The following is a 19,267-nucleotide window of genomic DNA, read 5'->3' as shown; positions in this document are numbered from 1 at the left end:
GTATTACTGATCTTCGGTTCTCCAGTTTTTATCCCATTTTATTTGTATTTTATTATCGGGCCCATCTATGGCTACCAAATGCAGTACAATTCCGCGTTCTCTTATTCTCGCCCTTTTGATGCTGTCTGTAATTTTATAATCATTCTCGGGATTGCGCAGCGGAATGGTCATTTCAAGATTTGTTCCTTTCCCAAAAGAATAAATACCACTAATATTAAAATCCAAAACACTCGAATTGACCTTGAAATTATCAATGACTATTTTATTCTCTGAGACGTTAAACTGCCCGGTCAAATTATCAAAAATAATATTTTGAACATTTCTTCTCGGAAAGGCAAATCGCCCAACTTTCATAATGGGTTCAAAATTGGACAACACTCCATTTGTTATCGAATAATTTACGCTTCCATCTAATGAACTGTCTATTAAATCTCCTGTTTTGGTCATAGCCCCACTCATTTTAGTTTTGGCCGAAAGATTACCTTTAAGGTTACTTGGTGAAAAAGATTTTATCCCGAAATTATTAAATGAAGTCAAAAACTGCGGTATATCAACCATGTTTATAGTAGCATTGGCGCTAAAATTGTAAGCAGTATTGGTTGGAATCAATTGAGCATCAAATGCAATATTTCCTCCAGAACTTTGTATCCAACCGTTTTGAATAAATAATTGGTTGTCGTTAAGCAAAATACTCAGCTTTACATCAGTTGCCAATAAATGATTGTACGACATTTTATCTGCTTTGGCATTAATTACAACCTGGCATTTCTTTAGCATCGACTGGAGTTTGTTTGAAACAAGATTTGTCGTAGTATCCTTGACCACTACTTTTGCAGATTTATTGGTCGTTAACATCGCTAGAAACTGTTGTGCATCAAAATTCGGGCTGTAAATATCCCAGTTTACTACCATTTTTGCGGGGTCATTATAGTACAAATTCAGGAAATTGGCGATTTTACCATCCATCATTATGGTGTTATTCCCATTGGTATATTTAATTTTTTGAATGGTTAAAGCCTCATCCGTAAAATTAAGCTGAATGTCTGTATCGGCCAATGTGATATCTTTTGGCTTGTAGTTTATTGTTGCTCCTTTAACCAAAACACTGCCCGAAAAAGTGGGCTTGTTTAATTTTAAATTTACAATATTGACATTAAAATTTAAATTAACGGTGGCATCACCATCAGAAAAAACCACAAAATTTTCATTAACAAATTGATTCAGTTTTGAAACATTAAACTGAGATTTAAATACTCCAGTTGCAGATGGAACGGTCAGATTATGAATCATTGCATTTGGAATCACAATTGGAATTTCATCATAATTCCCAGAGAAATTAGTCAGTATCACCGACGAATTTTCGTCAACATAGCCCAATCCATTTTTAAAATTATTGGTGTACTCCCCATGAAAAGAACAATCGGTTACTTCGCCATCCGGTGTTTCGAGCGTATTGTTTTTTATGATTGCTTTTACAATAATTTCCGGATTTCCCTTGGCAACCAAACTCCCTTTTATAGAACACGTTACAGCAATGGGCTTGGTAATATTATAATGGTTTAAAATTTTAAAAATATGACTGTCCAATAAACGCGTGGCATCACTCCATAGAATGTCGGTTTTTATAAAAATGCCAAACATGGGATTGATTTTTCCCAAATCAAAATGAGCGGTAATATCAAAATCATCCTCACCGATTTCCAAGTTTTTGGTGTCAATGCTAATGTTGTTTTTGCTTTTGGAATACACTACAGCCAACATTCCCTTTACTCTTTTGTCTTTTATAAAACTGCCTTTGGAAATTTTGAAAGACAGACTTTTGGCAAAAGTATTAACGTACAAATCGGTTTGAATCCCGTCTGGTGTATAGTTTAGTTTGCTTTCAAGCGAGGAGACATCAAAACTAAAAAGTTTGTCTGTCATTTCATTATTGGCTACTATGGCTACATTATCCAATGCAAATTCCTCCAAAACCGTTTTGAATTTTTTTTTTGTAATCGTGTCTTTGGGTTTTGGTTTGAAAATATCCAAATTGGTGTAGCCGTTCTTTTCTTTAAAAATATTTACTGTTGCATCATTGATCTGAATTTTTTCAATATCCACTTCGTCCTGATCGTATAATGTTTTCAGGTTGATGTGTACCTCAACTTCTTTGGCAAGCAGTAACGTGTGTTTGTGCTGCGCCCACAAACTGTCTTTTACCACAACGTTATTTAGGGTTACGGCAAAATTGGGAAAGCCTGTAAAAAGTTTGTAACCGATATCGCCAATTGTCACCGTACCTTTTATGTTTTCATCTATTTTCTGATTGATTTCGGTAATTATTTTGGCTTTGTGATGACTGAAATAATAATACAGGCAAGCAGTACTTAGCATCAATAACAACAAAATACCAATTATAAAAAACACAATCCACTTAACCATTTTTTTTACCATCCCCTTTTTGAAAAAAGGAACCGATTGCAGATTATCGTTCATAATTGTCTATTTTTATGTTAATTATATAAAGATAGTTAAAATAAAGAAAAGCCAAAAAAAACTATAACAAGAATTGATTTGTTTCTATTTTTTTTCAATACTAAAATTATTTTTAATCTCCATTCTCCTTTTAAACTCCGTTTTTGTATATTTATAGTTGCCTCCTATTAAACCCATTCATTATGAGAAAACCTGTTTTATTGCTCATTCTATTTTCATTTTGCTTTTCGTTTTCTTCAATTTCTTGTAAAAAAACAGCCGACGAAAATTCAAAACTACCTCTTTCTTCCGGTTACTCTTCAAAAGTGCAAAGCCTGACTCCATTTGACAGTACCTTGGTGAATTCCTTTTTTATAAAGTACCATGAACTAAAAAAATACCAACAAGAAACAACTGAATTATATCAAAAACGGAACTATCAATACATTTGGTTTGACACCAAAGGCATGCTCGAAGTAAGTCATTTGTTGTACAATAAATTGAATAATATGGAAGATGACGGAATTAAAGCCACCATCCCATACAAAGAAAAACTGGATGCCCTTTTCCTGAATGCAACCGAAAACCAAAAAGCTACCGTCAATAATGAATTATTACTTACATCTCTTTATTTTTTTTATACCCAAAAAGTTTTAAAAGGAATAGACGACAAAAAAATTGCCGAATTGGGTTGGTACTTACCCCGAAAAAAGAAATCGTATGTCAGCTATTTAGACTCTATTATTGCCAATCCTTCGCTAATCAATAAAAATGAGAAAGAAGTATTGGGTCAATATTACAATCTGAAAGAAGTACTTCAAAAATACAGAAAAATACAAAAAGACAATTCCTGGAGTCCGATAGCATTAGATTCAAGCACTACAGCTTTGAAACTTGGTGATTCTTCACAGACCATTGCACAAATCAGACAGCGGTTGTATATTTTTGAAGACCTTTCGGCCGACTCCAAAAGTGCAATATACGATGACGTTCTTGCTGCCGGAATCGTAAAATACCAAAATCGTAACGGCCTACTCGAGAACCCAATTATTACCAAAAAAATCATTGCATCACTAAATGTACCTATTGAAGATCGCATTAAAACTATCACCGTAAACATGGAACGTTGCCGATGGATTGACGTTGATGTTGCTAAAGCCAAAGAACTAATCGTGGTTAATATTCCTTCTTACCGACTGACCTATTTCAAAGACGGAAAACCGGTTTTGATATCGAATGTGGTCGTTGGAAAAGACATGAATAAGACTGTTATTTTTAGTGCCGATATGCGTTATATCGTTTTTAGTCCTTATTGGAACGTTCCGACAAGCATTATCAAAAAAGAAATTAAACCTGGTATAGCCAAAAACCCAAACTACCTCTCCCAACACAATATGGAATGGTATAATGGGGGCATTAGACAAAAACCGGGCTCCAAAAACTCATTGGGATTAGTGAAATTTTTATTTCCCAACAACAATTCTATTTACTTGCACGACACCCCTTCCAAAAATTTGTTTAATGAAGAAAAAAGGGCTTTTAGCCACGGTTGCATACGCGTTGCCAAACCGGTAGAACTGGCTAATGAAATCCTAAAAGACGATAAAAACTGGACCCCCGCAAAAATTGATGCCGCCATGCACAAAGGCAAAGAAACCTGGTACACCCTCAAAAACAAAATCCCCGTTTACATTGGTTATTTTACCGCTTGGGTAGATGACGAAGGCGCTATTCATTTTTATGATGATGTCTATCAAAGGGACGACCGTCTGGCAACGATGCTGTTTGAGGAATAACTTTTTTGATAGACCACATATTGATTAAACCTAGAATAAGCATTACTCTTCATTTCGCAGAGAAATGCGAAGAATCCGCAAAATTTTTTAAGTTCAATCTCAAGGCGGATTCATTTTTTCCTTTGCCCATCTTTGTGACTCCTTTGCAAATCTTCGTGAAATATATTCCTATTGCGGAATCTCAGTTAAAACAAGAAAGGCTGCCTTTTTGGGACAGCCTTATTTATTCAAACTTTAATTTAAATTTATTTAGTGTGCTTTTTGTTTATCAAATGTAGTGTTGAGTACTTTCTTGATTTTTTCTAAGGCTCCGTTGAATGCTTTTTCGATAGAATCGGCGTGTTCTGTAACCGCGATAGGCTGCATATTGGCTGGACGAGCTTCGATAAGACAACGTTTGTCATTTACACCCGATTTGGCACTGTTTTCGTCTCCAAAATGCACTTCGATACGAGTCACTTTATCATCAAAACGGGATAATACTCTTGTGATTTCACTAGAGAAATAAGATTCCAATCTTCCGTTACCTTCTACATTATTGTCTGTGTTGATTTGTACTTTCATATGTTAATTTTTATTGATTTTTATTTGTCATATGTAATTCGCATATCATCATTGGTGTTTGCGACCAATTTTAAGTCATGCTCATTTCATATGTTGATTTTTAGGTTATATCTCAAAGTTAAAAATTATTCCTTAAAACAGCCTCGTTTTAGTAAAACATTATGAAAGAAAAAAGTTCTTTTTTGATTTAAAAACAGAAGTGTCTGAGAAAGAAAAAATTAGTGTATGGCTTGGGTCTGCAGTAAAGCAATTTCTTGTTCTATTATGGCAACACAATGTTCCAATTTTTTTTGAGAACAATGGGTATAAAAAACATGATTATTTACTAATTGTCACAATCGAGGAATCCGGGTTTTTAGGATAAACAATATTGAAGTAATTTTCAAAAGCCTCGCAAAGTAGTTCCTTGTCAAGTTCAAACAATTCTTTTCTAACGTCCCACTCTTTTATATACTCTTCATCTTCTTCACATATTTCTTCTCCGTCAAGCTTTCTAGTTAATATGTCGCTTAATAAAACACTATCACAAGAATAATATTTTGGATAATACTTTTCAATAAAGTCCCAATAATCAAATTTAATTTCATCTTCTTTTTCTTTGTCATTTTTATCCTCGTATTCATTAATCACTTCAAACTCGAACCTTCCCGTAGATTCAGCAATCCCTTTATAAAAGGCACTCCTTTCCGCTCGAGTATCGAAACTATATTCTTTAAAGTTGATAATTTTTTCGCAATCAGTAAAAGCCTTATTATTATGAAGCTTTGTTACTTGGTCTTTTCCAAAGATTATTTTAGTGTGATAGCCCATCTGATTTTCAATTTAAAATAAGTTTCAATATTAATAGAAACGGGACAATATTCTGCTGTACTATAGGCAACATTTTTAGTTTTTTTAAACTAAATATAAAATGTGAAATTTAGTAGGTAATTCTATAAATAGCAATAATCAAACATTTATTTGAACGGTTAAAATGATTTATTTTATAAAAATATTTTGATGATGATATTCCAAAAATTCTTTTGATGGAAGAAATTTATCTGGCAAAATGATCGATCTACTTTCATAATTTAAAAAGAAATCTGTTACTGCATCTTCTTTTTTATATTCATTTAAGTATTTAGAAACTTTTATTTTATAATCCGTTGTAACAGTAATAAAGCCACGGTCAAAAGCCCTATCATGAATAGAATTTATACACAATCCATTATGAGGATTCAATCTAATTTTTTCATCCTTTGCCCACGGTATTATATGACTAGCCACCAAAAAATCTGGAATTGACAAACCAGTAATGCAACACTTTAAATTGTATGAAGAAAGAATCGTTGAACGAAAAAAACCTTGATTAACTCTTGCCTTTATTATTGTTTCCCTTTCTCTTCCCAACGGCAAATCATCAATATTTATATGTGCCGTTTTCTCTATTGGTTCATTAGCGAAATTAGAAATTAACACTTCACTTTCATACGCAAGATTTTCCCAATTGTTATTAAATTCATCCCAAACGATTTCATCCAATTTGCTAGCATTTGCTAATCCTACAATCCCTCTCTTCTTTAATTCAGGGTCAAAACTTCCAAAATTTCCGATTTTCATTTTTACTGCATTTGGATTTCTTCCGATTAAGGTGGCAATCTTAATAATATCTGGATGATTAGAACTGACTCTATTAAATGGAATTTTACAATAAAGATTTAATGCTACTATAGTTTGTTCTCTTGTCCAATTTTCTCTTGTCATAAAATCTATTTTTTTGAAATTTTCAAAAAATAAAACTTAATTACATTTGAAATGATCTAAAAATAAGACACAAATGTATATTTATAAAAACAATTGACCTGCTTACAATTGTCCTCATTAAAAATTAGTTTTCAACTTGTTTTCAGACCAAAAAAAACGCCAATCTCTCGACTGGCGTTTTTTTAAACTAAAATTTCTCACTTTGTTTTTATTTATAACCTTAAAACTGTTCACCATATATCAAAGTTTTCTCTGTTTTAATTGCTAAGAGTTAACAATCAGGATATTTCCTCAGGCATCTACTAGTGGCAAAATAATAAAATTGCTCCACTTTCTTGGGTATTCCGTTCGGTATTCTGTCTTTTATCCTCAAAAAAAGACACTAAATACCAATACTATTGGCACGAACTACATATACTATTGGTTCGAAGTACCTGTATTATTGGTTAGAAGTACCAATAGCATTGGTGCAAACCACATATATTATTGGTTCAAACTACCTGTTTTATTGGCTCGATGTACCAATAGTATTGGTAAAACCCAGATATACTATTGGTTCGAACTACATATGTTGTTGGTTCAATCTACATATACTATTGGTGCAAACTACATATAGTGTCTACAAATTCAATAAAATAGTGCCGGATTTAGGCTTTTTGGATAAAAAAACGCCAATCTCTCGACTGGCGTTTTGGGTACTCTATTTGTTTGTTTTAATTTTCTTCTTCCAAGTTTTCGAGTTGTTTTTCCAGAACCGCATCGGTTTTGATTCTTTTCACGGTTTCCTTACGGGTAATAAGCAATGGGATGGCTACACCTGCGGCCAGAGCCAAGATGATAAAGCAAGCCGAGAGTCCATTGTTTACGGTTTCAAAAAAGAGTTTGGTATACACGTCTGGATCTTTTTCGGCGGTCAATTTCATCACGCCTACCATCGCTTTGTAGGCAAAAAAACCGGGAATCATTGGGATCAATGCCGGAAGTGCAAAGGTCATTGGAGGTGCTTTGCGGTAATGTGCCGCCAATACACTCAAAAAACCAATAAGGCTCGAACCACAAAGAGCCGCAAAAACCAATCCGATTTCGAGCGAAATCAAATAAAATTTGAGCAATCCGCCCAGGGCAGCAATGATGTAAATAATCCCCAACGTTCTGCGGGGTACATTAAACAGTACGGCAAAACCAATACCGGCACATCCCAGCCATATTCCTTTTTCTAATAATGCAAAATCCATCTTAGTGTAAATTAAAAATTAATAATGAAACCATCAATCCCAATGCAATGGCAAAAGCGATAACCAAAACGTTTACGCCTCTGGTGGTTCCGTTTAATATGTTTCCGTCAATCAAATCCGAGAACGAATTGATCATGGGCACTCCCGGAATCAAAAACAACACCGAGGTGGATAATGCGTGTATGAATTCGCCTTCGGGATTCCAAAACGAATAGAGTCCTACCAAAAAAGAAGAGGTTAAGGCCGCAAAGAAGATACACAAGTAAAAATTGAATTTGAGTTTCATGGTTTCCTGTCTCACAAAAAGGCCCACGAAACTTCCTGTAAAGCAAAGAATCATTTCGATTAATCCACCACCGAACAAACGGCAGAAAGAGGCTCCCGCAAGAGCTACCAGAAACAATACCGCAAAACGCGGATAAAGGGCTTTTCTGTCCAGAAGCTGCACTTCTTTATTGATACGCTCTACAGACCATTTTTCTTCGACAATTTTCCAACTCATCGTACTGATGTCGGAAATGAGATTGAAATTGAGGTGCATATTGGGCACCCATCGTACACTGGTAAAAGTTTTGATTTTGTCTTTATAAGTCAAGGTAAGCATCAAAGCGTGGTTGGTAATCATTAAATCCGAGCAACAGCCAAAGGCACCTGCAATTCTGCTGATAGTGATTTTGACACGTTCGGTATTGGCTCCGGATACTATGAGTAAGGAACCTATTTCCAGGAGCATTTCTCCCAGCTCATACTTGTTTGGTTTTGCAACTATTTCCATATAATGCGGTTGTTAATTTTACTCTCAAATTTAGGTATTTAGCCCCTCATAAAAGCTGATTTATCCCCGAAAACATTAATTTATTTAGAAAATAAATAACCAGTGATTTCTATCGATTTCGTTTGTGGTTAATGGGCAAAAAAATGCCTAAATCAAATTTATCGCACTGATTTTGGTACTGCTTTTTGGTGTTTTGAAAAACTTTTTTGGAGTTTGGAAACAAAAAAAACGTCAGCCGGACGACTGACGTTTGCCAAAAGCGTATTTTTTTGGGTCTATTTTTATCGAATTATAATTATTTTAAAGATAAAAAAAGATATTTTTCTCTTCTGTATAAATGGAAGTTGCTTATGAAAACTGAAGCCCTAGCCCTGATGGAAACGGCATCCCACGCTTTTGGGCGTGGATACAGTGGACAGCAGGAAATAACTCCTCCATTCGACTTCGCTCAGGGTGACAAATGGCATCCAAATTAAATCAAAAATATTTCGATTCCAGTAAATATAATTGTTATTTTGTAAAATCTAATTTTAGTCTATTATGTTGAAAAACAATTTTAAGTATATTTCTATTTTTCTACTGATTCTTTGCGCGAGTTGTGCCAAAAGAGGCTCAATTACGGGTGGTTTGAAAGATACTCTTGCCCCTGTTTTGAAATCCAGTTTTCCTGATAATTATTCGACTAAATTTCAAGGGAATAAAATCAAACTTTATTTTGATGAAAACATTAAACTAAAAGGTGTAGAGAAGCAATTGATCATTTCGCCTCCAATGAAAAATGAGCCGTTGATTTTGCCAACGAATGCTACAAAAATATTGACAATAACGTTAAAAGACACTTTACAGCCCAATACAACTTATAGCCTAAATTTTGGACAAAGTATTGCCGATAATAACGAAGGCAATCCATACAATCAATTTAAATATGTTTTTTCAACAGGTGATTACATCGACTCCTTGGCACTTGGTGGAAGAGTGAAAGACGCTTATAACAAAGACGTAGAATCATTTGTTTCGATTATGCTTTATGAAGCGAATGAAAAATTTAACGATTCTACTATTTATAAAGAAGGACCGCGCTATATTACCAATACTTTGGACAGTTTGAGAACGTTTCGACTGGAAAATTTGAAGGCTGGAAAATATTTTTTGGTGGCGCTGAAAGACCGTAATAACAATAATAAATTCAATCCAAAATCGGATCTGATAGGATTTAACAATCGTATCGTAACGATTCCTAACGACACTGTTTTTGAATTGGAATTGTTTAAGGAAGAGTTACCATTTAAAGCCTTTAAGCCAAGTCAAGCCTCAGGAAATAGATTGCTTTTGGGTTATGAAGGCAGACCTTATAAAAACGGTGAAAAACCACAAATCACCCTAAAAAATAAAACTGAAATTTTGCCGAGCATTGTCACAAAATTGGCTAAAAAAGACTCCTTGCAAATTTGGTTCAAACCACTCAAAGTAGATTCATTATCGCTAAATATCATCAAGGACAAGTATAAACAAGACTTTACTTTTAAAATCAAAAACCAAAAAAGTGACACTTTGAGCATAAAAGCCGTTCAAACTGGATCATTGAATTTTAGAGAGCGTTTTACTCTGGAATCCAGTACTCCCCTGGTGAATATTGATAAATCTAAAATGAAATTAACCAATAAAGATTCGGTTGCTGTTGACTTTACTACTACATATGATGATTTTAACCAACAATTGTTTGTTGATTTTAAAATAGAAGAAGCACAGAAATACAATTTGAAACTGATGCCAGGTGCTGTTACTGATTATTTTGAAAAAACGAATGACACTTTGTCTTTTGGCACCAGTACGCGGAACCTTGCTGACTATGGTAATCTTACTGTAAGCCTTAAAAACGTAAATCGTTTTCCGGTAATTATTGAACTAACCAATGAAAAAGGAGATGTTGTAGTCGCAAGTGCCTATACAGAAGGCAAGACAGAAATTGATTTTAATCAATTAGAGCCAAGTGTCTATACACTTCGTGCCATTTATGATGACAACAAAAACAAGGAATGGGATACAGGCAATTACATTGAAAAACGCCAGGCTGAAGAAGTCGTTTATTTCTCTAAAGGTGTTGATGTAAGAACCAATTGGGATGTCAACCAAACTTTTGATTTGAGCATTCCATATAATCCAGAACCGAAAAAGAAAAAAGAAAAAGAAAAAAAGAAATCGACTTCATTTTAGTATAAAAGAATCCCGATCACTTAAAAAATTAAATTTTTTTCTGGTCAAAAGAAGCTCGGCTTTATTTAATTCGACTATAAAAATGCCTTTAGTTTCTGTAGGCTCTAAAATGTAATCTCCCAAGAAATCGAGCACTTGGGAATGACCGTTGTATTCAAATTTGTTATCATCTACTCCAATTCTATTCACTCCGACGGTATAGCTCATGTTTTCTATTGCACGTGCTTTCAGTAAAGCATCCCAAGCGTTGATGCGTATTTTTGGCCAATTGGCAACATAAATCAACACGTCATATTCTTCGGTATTTCTCGAAAAAACAGGAAAACGCAAATCATAACAAATCAAGGGACAAATTTTCCAGCCTTTGTATTCAATAATTAATTTTTTGGTACCCGCAGTGTAGACTTTATCTTCCCCTGCCAGCGTAAACAAATGTCTTTTATCATAAAATTGTATTTCACCCGAAGGAAAAACAAAAACCAATCGATTATAGAAATTATCATTTTCAGTAATCACAAGGCTACCAGTTATGGCCGCATTTTTGTCTTTGGCTAAAGAAGTAAGCCAGTTTATAGTTTCACCATGCATGGTTTCGGCAACGTCATTGGGTTGCATGGTAAATCCTGATGTAAACATTTCGGGAAGCACAATTAAATCCACGCTTTCAGAAATGGCATGAATTTTTTTACCAAGTTTTTCTCTGTTTTTCTCTGGATTTTCCCAGAATAATAACGATTGTATAAGTGCTATTTTCATGTCGAATATTTTGCTGATATACAAAGATACACAAAGATAAAAAGAGATTCACAAAGGTTTGTATAAACAAAAAACGCCCCAAATATGGGACGCTTTTGATATGATGCATTAAAATATTATTTCAAACTTGCTGATAAATATTCTCTGTTCATACGAGCAATATTTTCTAAAGAAATTCCTTTTGGACATTCGATTTCACAAGCTCCAGTATTAGTACAGTTACCAAAACCTTCTTCATCCATTTGACGCACCATGTTCAATACACGGTTTGTAGCTTCCACTTTTCCTTGTGGCAACAATGCATATTGCGACACTTTTGCACCAACAAACAGCATTGCCGATCCGTTTTTACAAGTAGCCACACAAGCACCACAACCGATACAGGCTGCCGCTTCAAATGCTTTATCAGCATCATCCTTAGGTACTAAAATTGTATTGGCATCAATAGTGTTTCCAGAGGTATTTACCGAAACGAATCCTCCAGCTTGTTGAATTCTTTCAAAAGAGGTTCTGTCCACTACTAAATCTTTTATTACAGGAAAAGCAACACTTCTCCATGGCTCAACCACAATAGTATCACCGTCGTTGAACATTCTCATGTGCAATTGACAAGTCGTGATTCCGGTATCTGGACCGTGAGCACGTCCGTTGATGTATAAAGAACACATTCCGCAAATTCCTTCGCGACAATCGTGGTCAAACGCGATTGGTTCTTTTCTTTCGTTTACTAATTGTTCGTTCAATTGGTCTAACATTTCCAAAAATGAACTTGCCGTAGAAACGTTATCTAATTTATAACTTTCCATGCTTCCTTTTTCTTTGGAGTTTTTTTGACGCCAAATTTTAAGGGTTATATTGATATTTTTTGCTGCACTCATAACTTCTAGTTTTTTTGAAATTTTTCAGCATCTTCAAAATAAAGATCGCTTTTTAATTGAATGATTTTAGAAGATTTTTCATTTTTTAAATCTTCGTATTTAGCTAGTCCTTTACTAATGTTTTCTGTTTTATCGTCTGTAACAGGACTATTAGGATTATAAACAACAGCATTACTATTCTTTATTTTCCTTGCGAATAAATTTTTACCGCTTTTGTCATTTGGATCCAACTGACTTAAAGAAACTCCAGCTACAAACATACCCATCTGCCCTTCAGCATTTAAAACATACACTTTATTTGGCAACAAATTTGCTTCTAAATAGTCTCTGTTTTCAGAAACTGCCCAAAACAAATGCTGTCCTGGGTCGCATTCTACCAACACATAATTATCACTTGAAAGAACACCTATAAATTTATTATCTAAATAGGCCCTAAAATTGACAAGCGTTCCAGCTCCAGATTTTATAATATAAACCAAACTTTTGCCTTCATTTGGTTTCTGAAAAGGTTGAATACCTGATTTCAAATCATATTGAGCAAATAGATTAACCGTAAATATTAAAAAAAGATATACTATAGATTTTTTCATACTATTTACTTATAATTTCTAGCTGCGATTTTGATAAACTCGTATTTCAATTCTTCTTTGTGAAGCTCTTCTTTGCTGATGTCGTCACCTTTGTATTCCCAAGCTCCAACAAATTTAAAGTTTTCATCATCACGAAGCGTTTCTCCTTCGGCATCTTGGTATTCTTCACGGAAGTGACCTCCACAAGATTCTTTACGCTGCAATCCATCGATGGCCATTAATTGTCCCAATTCAATGAAGTCGGCAACACGAAGTGCTTTTTCTAATTCAGGATTCAATTCATCTGCACTACCAGGAACGTAAACTTCTTTGTAGAATTCTGCTTTTAAAGCCGCAATTTCTTCAATCGCTTCTTTCAAACCTTGTTCATTACGACCCATTCCTACTTTATTCCACATAATCAAACCTAAACGTTTGTGGAAATGATCCACCGTTTTTGTTCCATTGTTAGTCAAGAATTTGTTGATTTGGTCTTTCACATTTTTCTCTGCTTCAACGAATTCAGGCAAATCGGTAGAGATTTTTCCGGTACGAATATCATCAGACAAATAATCTGAAACAGTGTATGGCAATACAAAATATCCATCGGCTAGACCTTGCATCAAAGCAGAAGCACCTAAACGATTTGCCCCGTGGTCAGAGAAATTGGCTTCTCCTGCAACGAAACAACCTGGAATAGTGGATTGCAAGTTATAATCTACCCAAACACCTCCCATGGTATAGTGAACTGCAGGATAGATTTTCATTGGAGTTTCATAAGGATTCTCATCTGTGATTTTTTGGTACATGGTAAACAAGTTACCGTATTTTTCCTCCAACCATTTTTTTCCTAATGAAAGTATTTCTTCTTGAGAAGGATTATGATTTCCTTTGGCGTAAGCCGTTTGTTTTCCTTTAGATTGAATCTCTGTAGAGAAATCCAAATAAACACCTTCATTCGTATCATTAGCTTCGATACCGTGACCTGCGTCGCAAACTTCTTTTGCAGCTCTTGAAGCCACATCACGAGGTACTAAGTTACCAAATGCAGGATATTTCCTTTCTAAGTAGTAATCTCTGTCTGCTTCTGCAATTTGTGTTGGTTTCATTTTACCGGCACGAATAGCTTCTGCATCTTCTTTTTTCTTTGGTACCCAAATACGTCCGGAGTTTCTTAACGACTCAGACATCAATGTCAATTTAGATTGATTGGTTCCGTGTACCGGAATACAAGTTGGGTGAATTTGTACGTAACAAGGATTTGCAAACAAAGCCCCTTGTTTGTGAACTTTCCAACCAGCAGTTACGTTTGATCCCATTGCATTGGTAGAAAGGAAGTAAACGTTTCCATATCCTCCTGTTGCAATAATTACGGCATGTGCAGAATGTCTTTCCAATTCACCGGTAATCAGGTTACGGGCAATAATTCCACGGGCTTTACCATTTACTTTAACCAATTCCAACATTTCATGACGGTTGTACATATCAACTTTACCTAAACCGATTTGTCTTGATAAAGATGAATATGCTCCTAATAACAATTGTTGTCCTGTTTGTCCAGCAGCATAAAAAGTACGTTGTACTTGTGTACCGCCAAAAGAACGGTTATCTAAATATCCACCATAATCACGGGCAAAAGGAACACCTTGAGCCACACATTGGTCAATGATGTTTCCAGAAACTTCCGCTAATCGGTGAACGTTTGCTTCACGTGCTCTATAATCTCCACCTTTTATTGTATCATAAAACAAACGGAACGTACTGTCTCCATCGTTTTGATAATTTTTTGCTGCATTGATTCCTCCTTGCGCTGCAATTGAGTGCGCACGACGTGGAGAATCTTGGTAACAAAATGCTTTTACATTATAACCCATTTCGGCAAAAGAAGCTGCAGCCGAAGCACCAGCCAATCCAGTCCCTACTACAATAATATCTATTTTTGGTCGGTTGTTTGGAGCAACCAACTTTAAGTGATCTTTATAATCAGTCCATTTTTGTGAAATGTGACCTTCTGGTATTTTAGAATCTAGTTTCATAAGTTGATCTTTATTTTTTTTATCGATCTTATGTAATTCACATATCTATTTGATTTTAGCAAACCAAATTGGATTATGCTCATTTCATTATAGATTGATATTAATTATTAAAATGATGAAATAATGCAATGAAAATAAATCCAAAAGGAACTATAATTGCAAAAGCATAGCAGATTTTATGCAATGATTTTCCGATTTTATTGTCAAATCCGATTGATTGCAAAGAAGAGGTGAAACCGTGCCAAAGGTGAACTGCCAATAATAAAAAAGCAACACAGTAAATTCCTGTACGGATTGGGTTTTCAAATTTCTCTACCAATTCATGATAGTACCTTGTTTCATCAATAGCATTTACAGCTATGTATTTGTAGTTAATTTCTTGAACCCAAAAGTCGAAGAAGTGCAAACCCAAAAATGCCAACACTACCAGCCCGGAAATAATCATGTTTCTGGATGCCCATGATGCATTTGCAGCACCGTCGTATTTTGCATAAGCAATTGGTCTGGCGCTTTTGTTTTTCAATTCCAGAACGAATCCCATAACAAAATGAAAAACTACACCCGCAACCAAAATAGGTTGCATTACAAACTGGATTAACGGATTGTAACCCATGAAATGTGACATCGCATTAAAGGCATCGGCACTAAAAACCGAAACGAAATTAATAAAAAAGTGAAGCGATAGAAACATAATCAAAAAAAGTCCTGAAAGCGCCATTGCTACTTTTTTAGCAATTGACGACTTCAATATTGCAGATTTTGCCATAATAATATAAATGTTTTTATTTTTTAAAAAGTCGAACAAATTTAGGTTAATTAATAAAGAATCACAACCTTTTACACATTTTTACCGCTCTATTTATAATCATTTTAAAGTGTTTAACCCTCCTTTTTTTAAGCGCAAAAAAAACAAAAGTTAACACTTTACAAATCCGAATGTTACTTAAACAAAGCTTAATAAACCACAAAATACTCTTCTATCGATTACTCAATAAAAACTTTCTGAACCCAAGAAAAATTATCAATAAATATGAAAAATACCTATTTATGCTTCAAATAAATAAAAACGACTAAAACATTGCTTTTTATCATACTAATGTAATTGTTATTCTAAAGTGGAGTTTTAATTTTGCAAAAAAAAATCAACAATGAAAATCGGAATTGATGCAATCGCTTTTGACGTTGCCAAATTACACCTACCCATAAAAACATTAGCCTTAGCAAGAAACATAGAACCTGAGAAACTCGAAAAAGGACTGGGTTTGTTAAAAATGACTTTGCCAGATATACACCAAGATACAGTGGTATTCGGAGCTAATGCTTTAACAAAATTAATCCAAGACAACAACATAGATTTAGGTGAAATTGCCCGAATATACGTTGGAACCGAAAGTGCAATCGACAGTTCAAAACCCATCAGTTCTTTCCTGATTTCACTGATGGAGCAAAAATTTGGGGAGCATTCTTTAACCGAATGTGATGTGGTCGATTTTACTTTTGCCTGTATCGGCGGTGTAGATGCCATGCAAAACTGCCTTGATTTTGTTCAACTCAATCCAACCAAAAAAGCAATTGTTGTAACTACAGATTTTGCCAAATACGACTTAAATTCTACTGGTGAATATACTCAAGGTGCAGGTGCTGTCGCGCTGTTGATTACTTCAAATCCAAGAATTATAACTTTCGAAAATCATTGGGGAGTAAGCACCAAAGGTGTATTTGATTTCTTTAAACCCTACAGAACTATTTCAAAACAAGAAATCACAGGAAACACAAACAACGAATCTTGGTTTGACAATTTAGAGAATGAAATTGAAATCCACAAAGATCAACCCGTTTTTGACGGTCAATATTCGAACCAATGTTATATGGATCGAACTAGAGAGGCTTATTTCTCATTCAAGAAATTAAAAAATACCAAGGACACCATTTACAATTCCTGGAAAAGTATCGTAATGCATTTGCCTTATGCTTTTCAGGGACGAAGAATGTTGTCTGAAATATATGCCTTGGATGCTTCAACTTCAATTATTTTCGGAGAAGAAAGCGCTTCTGAATACCAAAACAAATTGAAAGAAATCAGCAAGTCTGAAGATTACAAAACATTTGTTACCGAAAAATTACAACCTGCAGAATTGGCCTCTTCTTTAATCGGAAACTTATATACCGGTTCTATCTTTATGGGATTACTTTCGACTTTGGCTCATTTTTATGATACGAAAAAAGAAATTGCGAGTGAAAAATTCGGTTTTCTGGCGTACGGGAGTGGTTCTAAATCAAAAGTCTTTGAGGGAACGATTCAAGCAGAATGGAAGTCGGCTCTAGCAAATGTTTCCCTTTTTGAAACATTGGAAAATAGTTTCGAAATTGATTTTGAAACCTATGAACGATTACACAAAAAAGAACAAAAGCAAAGTGTTCAAAAACCTAAAAACGAATGGATTCTGGATCGAATAGAAACAGAAATTCCCAATTTAATAGGAGCTCGTTATTACAAATGGGTTGATTAACTTTAGCATTAATAATAAAAGCTTTTAGTCCAAAAATTTAACCATTAAGAAATTAAGAATCATTAAGCATTTAGTCTAAATGATTCTTAATTTCTTAATGGTTTAAAAAAATCTAAAATTGAATTTGCATCTATGCAAATACTAATTACTCTAACTATATTTAGCCATATACTCCTGAACAGTAACGTCCGTCTTTTCGTTTCTAATTTTGCGATCTAGATGAATTGGAGGTGAAGCCCTTTCCAAACAATCTTTGACCGAGCACGTTTCACATGTAACCCCGACAAGCTGTTTTTTTACCGAATCCCCTTCGATGAATTTGAATTTTTTCTTGACAGAAGGCGTAATCAATATCCCAACTGATATACTTCTCAAGCAATTTTTCTTGAAAGGATCAGGCGTTGCCGATGAAAAAACGAGATACTCATTATTACTATTTTCGTAACGTGAAATCTGAGCATCAAAAAAGTGCTCTTTCTTTTGTTTCAAAGACTCCACAATTGTTTTTATAGAAACCCATCTTCTGCAATAATGCTCATTCATTTCGTTGGCATGAGGTTCTTGCTGATTGGTGATATGCAATTCTTTTTTTATTTGATATGTGTCGGTGCCAATTTCATGTGATAAACGTAGAAAAAAGAGATTCTTTATTTGAAAATCTTTCGGTAAAATATTCGTTAAACGCTGATAAAATGATTCAGGAGAAACATTGAATTTACTCATCAATTGAATCATTTCTTGAGGCTTCGGATTGCTGTTTGACAAAAAAAGATTCAACTCATCAATCAAATGCTGTCTTGGCAATAACAATGCTCCTGCAAAATAGGAAGCATAAAAATTATTGAGAACCTGGTCGAAATTGTCAAATTTTATCCAACTAAAAGTATACAGCCTTTCTGTTATTTCAAGATAATTATACGCAATCTCCTTGGCTAAAATAAAAGCTTTCTGAGAAGAATCAATCCCCATTGAGAGTAATAACGTTTTGCTTTTTGGTACAAAAATAGATCTCAAATCACCCAATTCATCTTGTTCAGAGAAAACAATCTCTTCAATTTTATACCCATATTCCTCTATCAAAATAGCCGACAACTCCTCTATCGAAATATTAGCATCAATATTAATGTGAAAAGCTCTGCAGAACGAAAGTACTTTTTCTTCGAGATCTTCAAAGTAATTATTGTGCGCTTCTTGATAGGAACGTAACGAAGCCAAGAAAAAACTTTCTCGGGTTAAGTTATAATGTTGAGCAATTTCGATAATTGTACTGATAAAAGCATTGACTTTGGCTGGTGCATTGGCAATAATATCAATTAGATCGGCTTCTTGAATCCCAAAAAGATCCAGCGGAATCTCCTTCAATATTCCCGATTTTAATATTTCACCAATCGGCGCGAGATTATTGTCGAGTTTTAAAGACACCATATGATCGTAAGAAACGTCCAATTTCTCCGCCAACAGTATAATTTTTTCCGTTTTAGGATATTTTTTCCCTTTTTCAATTTCGTTCAAATAGGATTTTGACAACTCGGTTATTTTGGCCAAACCAAATAATGATAAATCTTTATTTGTTCTAGCCTGCTTGAGTTTAAGCCCGAAAATCAACTTGATATACTCTTTTTCTACGTTCATAAAATCAAAGATAAACTAAAAAAATAAAAACCGAAAAAAAAATATTTTTCAATTTTAGCGAACGTTCGCTTGTTTTGTAAAAAACTTTTTGTAGTATTGCAG

General features: G+C 34.4%; 15 protein-coding genes. 3 read left to right on the top strand and 12 right to left on the bottom strand.

Annotation, left to right across the window (positions count from 1 at the left end; genetic code table 11):
- Nucleotides 1-3 precede the first annotated feature (3 nt).
- Entirely contained in the window at nucleotides 4-2,478 is a 2,475-nt protein-coding gene (locus OLM57_RS06190) for an AsmA-like C-terminal region-containing protein (RefSeq protein WP_264566365.1), read from the bottom strand.
- Between the two features lie 182 nt (nucleotides 2,479-2,660).
- Here OLM57_RS06190 and OLM57_RS06185 point away from each other — a divergent pair, with 182 nt between their 5' ends.
- The gene (locus OLM57_RS06185) at nucleotides 2,661-4,253 is read left to right on the top strand and encodes a L,D-transpeptidase family protein (RefSeq protein WP_264566364.1); all 1,593 of its coding nucleotides are present in this window, start codon (nucleotides 2,661-2,663) and stop codon (nucleotides 4,251-4,253) included.
- Nucleotides 4,254-4,502: 249 nt separating this feature from the next.
- Here the strand turns inward: OLM57_RS06185 and OLM57_RS06180 are convergent, their stop codons facing one another.
- The 5 genes from OLM57_RS06180 to OLM57_RS06160 form a co-directional block, all read right to left on the bottom strand.
- On the bottom strand, nucleotides 4,503-4,817 hold the full coding sequence (locus tag OLM57_RS06180) for an HPF/RaiA family ribosome-associated protein (protein WP_264566363.1): 315 nt from the start codon (nucleotides 4,815-4,817) through the stop codon (nucleotides 4,503-4,505).
- 318 nt (nucleotides 4,818-5,135) lie between these two features.
- On the bottom strand, nucleotides 5,136-5,627 hold the full coding sequence (locus tag OLM57_RS06175; RefSeq protein ID WP_264566362.1) for a hypothetical protein: 492 nt from the start codon (nucleotides 5,625-5,627) through the stop codon (nucleotides 5,136-5,138).
- Nucleotides 5,628-5,795: 168 nt separating this feature from the next.
- Nucleotides 5,796-6,560: an HNH endonuclease gene (locus OLM57_RS06170; RefSeq protein ID WP_264566361.1), complete on the bottom strand. Its 765-nt coding sequence runs from the start codon at nucleotides 6,558-6,560 to the stop codon at nucleotides 5,796-5,798.
- Between the two features lie 713 nt (nucleotides 6,561-7,273).
- On the bottom strand, nucleotides 7,274-7,795 hold the full coding sequence (locus tag OLM57_RS06165) for a threonine/serine exporter family protein (protein WP_264566360.1): 522 nt from the start codon (nucleotides 7,793-7,795) through the stop codon (nucleotides 7,274-7,276).
- Nucleotide 7,796: 1 nt separating this feature from the next.
- Entirely contained in the window at nucleotides 7,797-8,570 is a 774-nt protein-coding gene (locus tag OLM57_RS06160; protein WP_264566359.1) for a threonine/serine ThrE exporter family protein, read from the bottom strand.
- Between the two features lie 540 nt (nucleotides 8,571-9,110).
- On the opposite strand from OLM57_RS06160, the gene OLM57_RS06155 reads away from it, so the two are divergent.
- Nucleotides 9,111-10,784 carry an Ig-like domain-containing protein gene (locus OLM57_RS06155; RefSeq protein WP_264566358.1) on the top strand — a complete coding sequence of 558 codons (1,674 nt, stop codon included), beginning with the start codon at nucleotides 9,111-9,113 and terminating at the stop codon, nucleotides 10,782-10,784.
- On the opposite strand, the gene OLM57_RS06150 is transcribed toward OLM57_RS06155, so the two are convergent.
- The 5 genes from OLM57_RS06150 to OLM57_RS06130 form a co-directional block, all read right to left on the bottom strand.
- Entirely contained in the window at nucleotides 10,776-11,540 is a 765-nt protein-coding gene (locus OLM57_RS06150; protein ID WP_264566357.1) for an amidohydrolase, read from the bottom strand. The two genes, OLM57_RS06155 and OLM57_RS06150, sit on opposite strands and share 9 nt — an antisense overlap.
- A 116-nt stretch (nucleotides 11,541-11,656) precedes the next feature.
- Entirely contained in the window at nucleotides 11,657-12,418 is a 762-nt protein-coding gene (locus OLM57_RS06145; RefSeq protein WP_264566356.1) for a succinate dehydrogenase/fumarate reductase iron-sulfur subunit, read from the bottom strand.
- 5 nt (nucleotides 12,419-12,423) lie between these two features.
- Nucleotides 12,424-13,008 carry a hypothetical protein gene (locus tag OLM57_RS06140; RefSeq protein WP_264566355.1) on the bottom strand — a complete coding sequence of 195 codons (585 nt, stop codon included), beginning with the start codon at nucleotides 13,006-13,008 and terminating at the stop codon, nucleotides 12,424-12,426.
- Nucleotides 13,009-13,013: 5 nt separating this feature from the next.
- Nucleotides 13,014-15,023 (bottom strand): fumarate reductase/succinate dehydrogenase flavoprotein subunit, encoded by a 2,010-nt coding sequence (locus OLM57_RS06135; RefSeq protein WP_264566354.1) that lies wholly within the window; start codon nucleotides 15,021-15,023, stop codon nucleotides 13,014-13,016.
- Nucleotides 15,024-15,123: 100 nt separating this feature from the next.
- Entirely contained in the window at nucleotides 15,124-15,789 is a 666-nt protein-coding gene (locus OLM57_RS06130; RefSeq protein ID WP_264566353.1) for a succinate dehydrogenase cytochrome b subunit, read from the bottom strand.
- Between the two features lie 382 nt (nucleotides 15,790-16,171).
- Here OLM57_RS06130 and OLM57_RS06125 point away from each other — a divergent pair, with 382 nt between their 5' ends.
- Nucleotides 16,172-17,533, top strand: a complete 1,362-nt coding sequence (locus OLM57_RS06125; RefSeq protein ID WP_264566352.1) for a hydroxymethylglutaryl-CoA synthase family protein — start codon at nucleotides 16,172-16,174, stop codon at nucleotides 17,531-17,533.
- Nucleotides 17,534-17,683: 150 nt separating this feature from the next.
- Here the strand turns inward: OLM57_RS06125 and OLM57_RS06120 are convergent, their stop codons facing one another.
- The gene (locus tag OLM57_RS06120) at nucleotides 17,684-19,165 is read right to left on the bottom strand and encodes a helix-turn-helix domain-containing protein (RefSeq protein ID WP_264566351.1); all 1,482 of its coding nucleotides are present in this window, start codon (nucleotides 19,163-19,165) and stop codon (nucleotides 17,684-17,686) included.
- Nucleotides 19,166-19,267: the final 102 nt, after the last annotated feature.

Origin of the sequence: Flavobacterium sp. N3904, from assembly GCF_025947305.1 — a bacterium.
Classification (GTDB): domain Bacteria; phylum Bacteroidota; class Bacteroidia; order Flavobacteriales; family Flavobacteriaceae; genus Flavobacterium.
Note: the sequence above shows the minus strand (reverse complement) of the source record. Positions and strands in the feature narration are given on the sequence as shown.

Coding starts and splice junctions, on each gene's coding strand:
- OLM57_RS06180 (WP_264566363.1), bottom strand. CDS start 4,817: ATGAAAGTACAAATCAACACAGACAATAATGTAGAAGGTAACGGAAGA.
- OLM57_RS06165 (WP_264566360.1), bottom strand. CDS start 7,795: ATGGATTTTGCATTATTAGAAAAAGGAATATGGCTGGGATGTGCCGGT.
- OLM57_RS06135 (WP_264566354.1), bottom strand. CDS start 15,023: ATGAAACTAGATTCTAAAATACCAGAAGGTCACATTTCACAAAAATGG.
- OLM57_RS06125 (WP_264566352.1), top strand. CDS start 16,172: ATGAAAATCGGAATTGATGCAATCGCTTTTGACGTTGCCAAATTACAC.
- OLM57_RS06145 (WP_264566356.1), bottom strand. CDS start 12,418: ATGAGTGCAGCAAAAAATATCAATATAACCCTTAAAATTTGGCGTCAA.
- OLM57_RS06130 (WP_264566353.1), bottom strand. CDS start 15,789: ATGGCAAAATCTGCAATATTGAAGTCGTCAATTGCTAAAAAAGTAGCA.
- OLM57_RS06160 (WP_264566359.1), bottom strand. CDS start 8,570: ATGGAAATAGTTGCAAAACCAAACAAGTATGAGCTGGGAGAAATGCTC.
- OLM57_RS06170 (WP_264566361.1), bottom strand. CDS start 6,560: ATGACAAGAGAAAATTGGACAAGAGAACAAACTATAGTAGCATTAAAT.
- OLM57_RS06120 (WP_264566351.1), bottom strand. CDS start 19,165: ATGAACGTAGAAAAAGAGTATATCAAGTTGATTTTCGGGCTTAAACTC.
- OLM57_RS06190 (WP_264566365.1), bottom strand. CDS start 2,478: ATGAACGATAATCTGCAATCGGTTCCTTTTTTCAAAAAGGGGATGGTA.
- OLM57_RS06185 (WP_264566364.1), top strand. CDS start 2,661: ATGAGAAAACCTGTTTTATTGCTCATTCTATTTTCATTTTGCTTTTCG.
- OLM57_RS06140 (WP_264566355.1), bottom strand. CDS start 13,008: ATGAAAAAATCTATAGTATATCTTTTTTTAATATTTACGGTTAATCTA.
- OLM57_RS06155 (WP_264566358.1), top strand. CDS start 9,111: ATGTTGAAAAACAATTTTAAGTATATTTCTATTTTTCTACTGATTCTT.
- OLM57_RS06175 (WP_264566362.1), bottom strand. CDS start 5,627: ATGGGCTATCACACTAAAATAATCTTTGGAAAAGACCAAGTAACAAAG.
- OLM57_RS06150 (WP_264566357.1), bottom strand. CDS start 11,540: ATGAAAATAGCACTTATACAATCGTTATTATTCTGGGAAAATCCAGAG.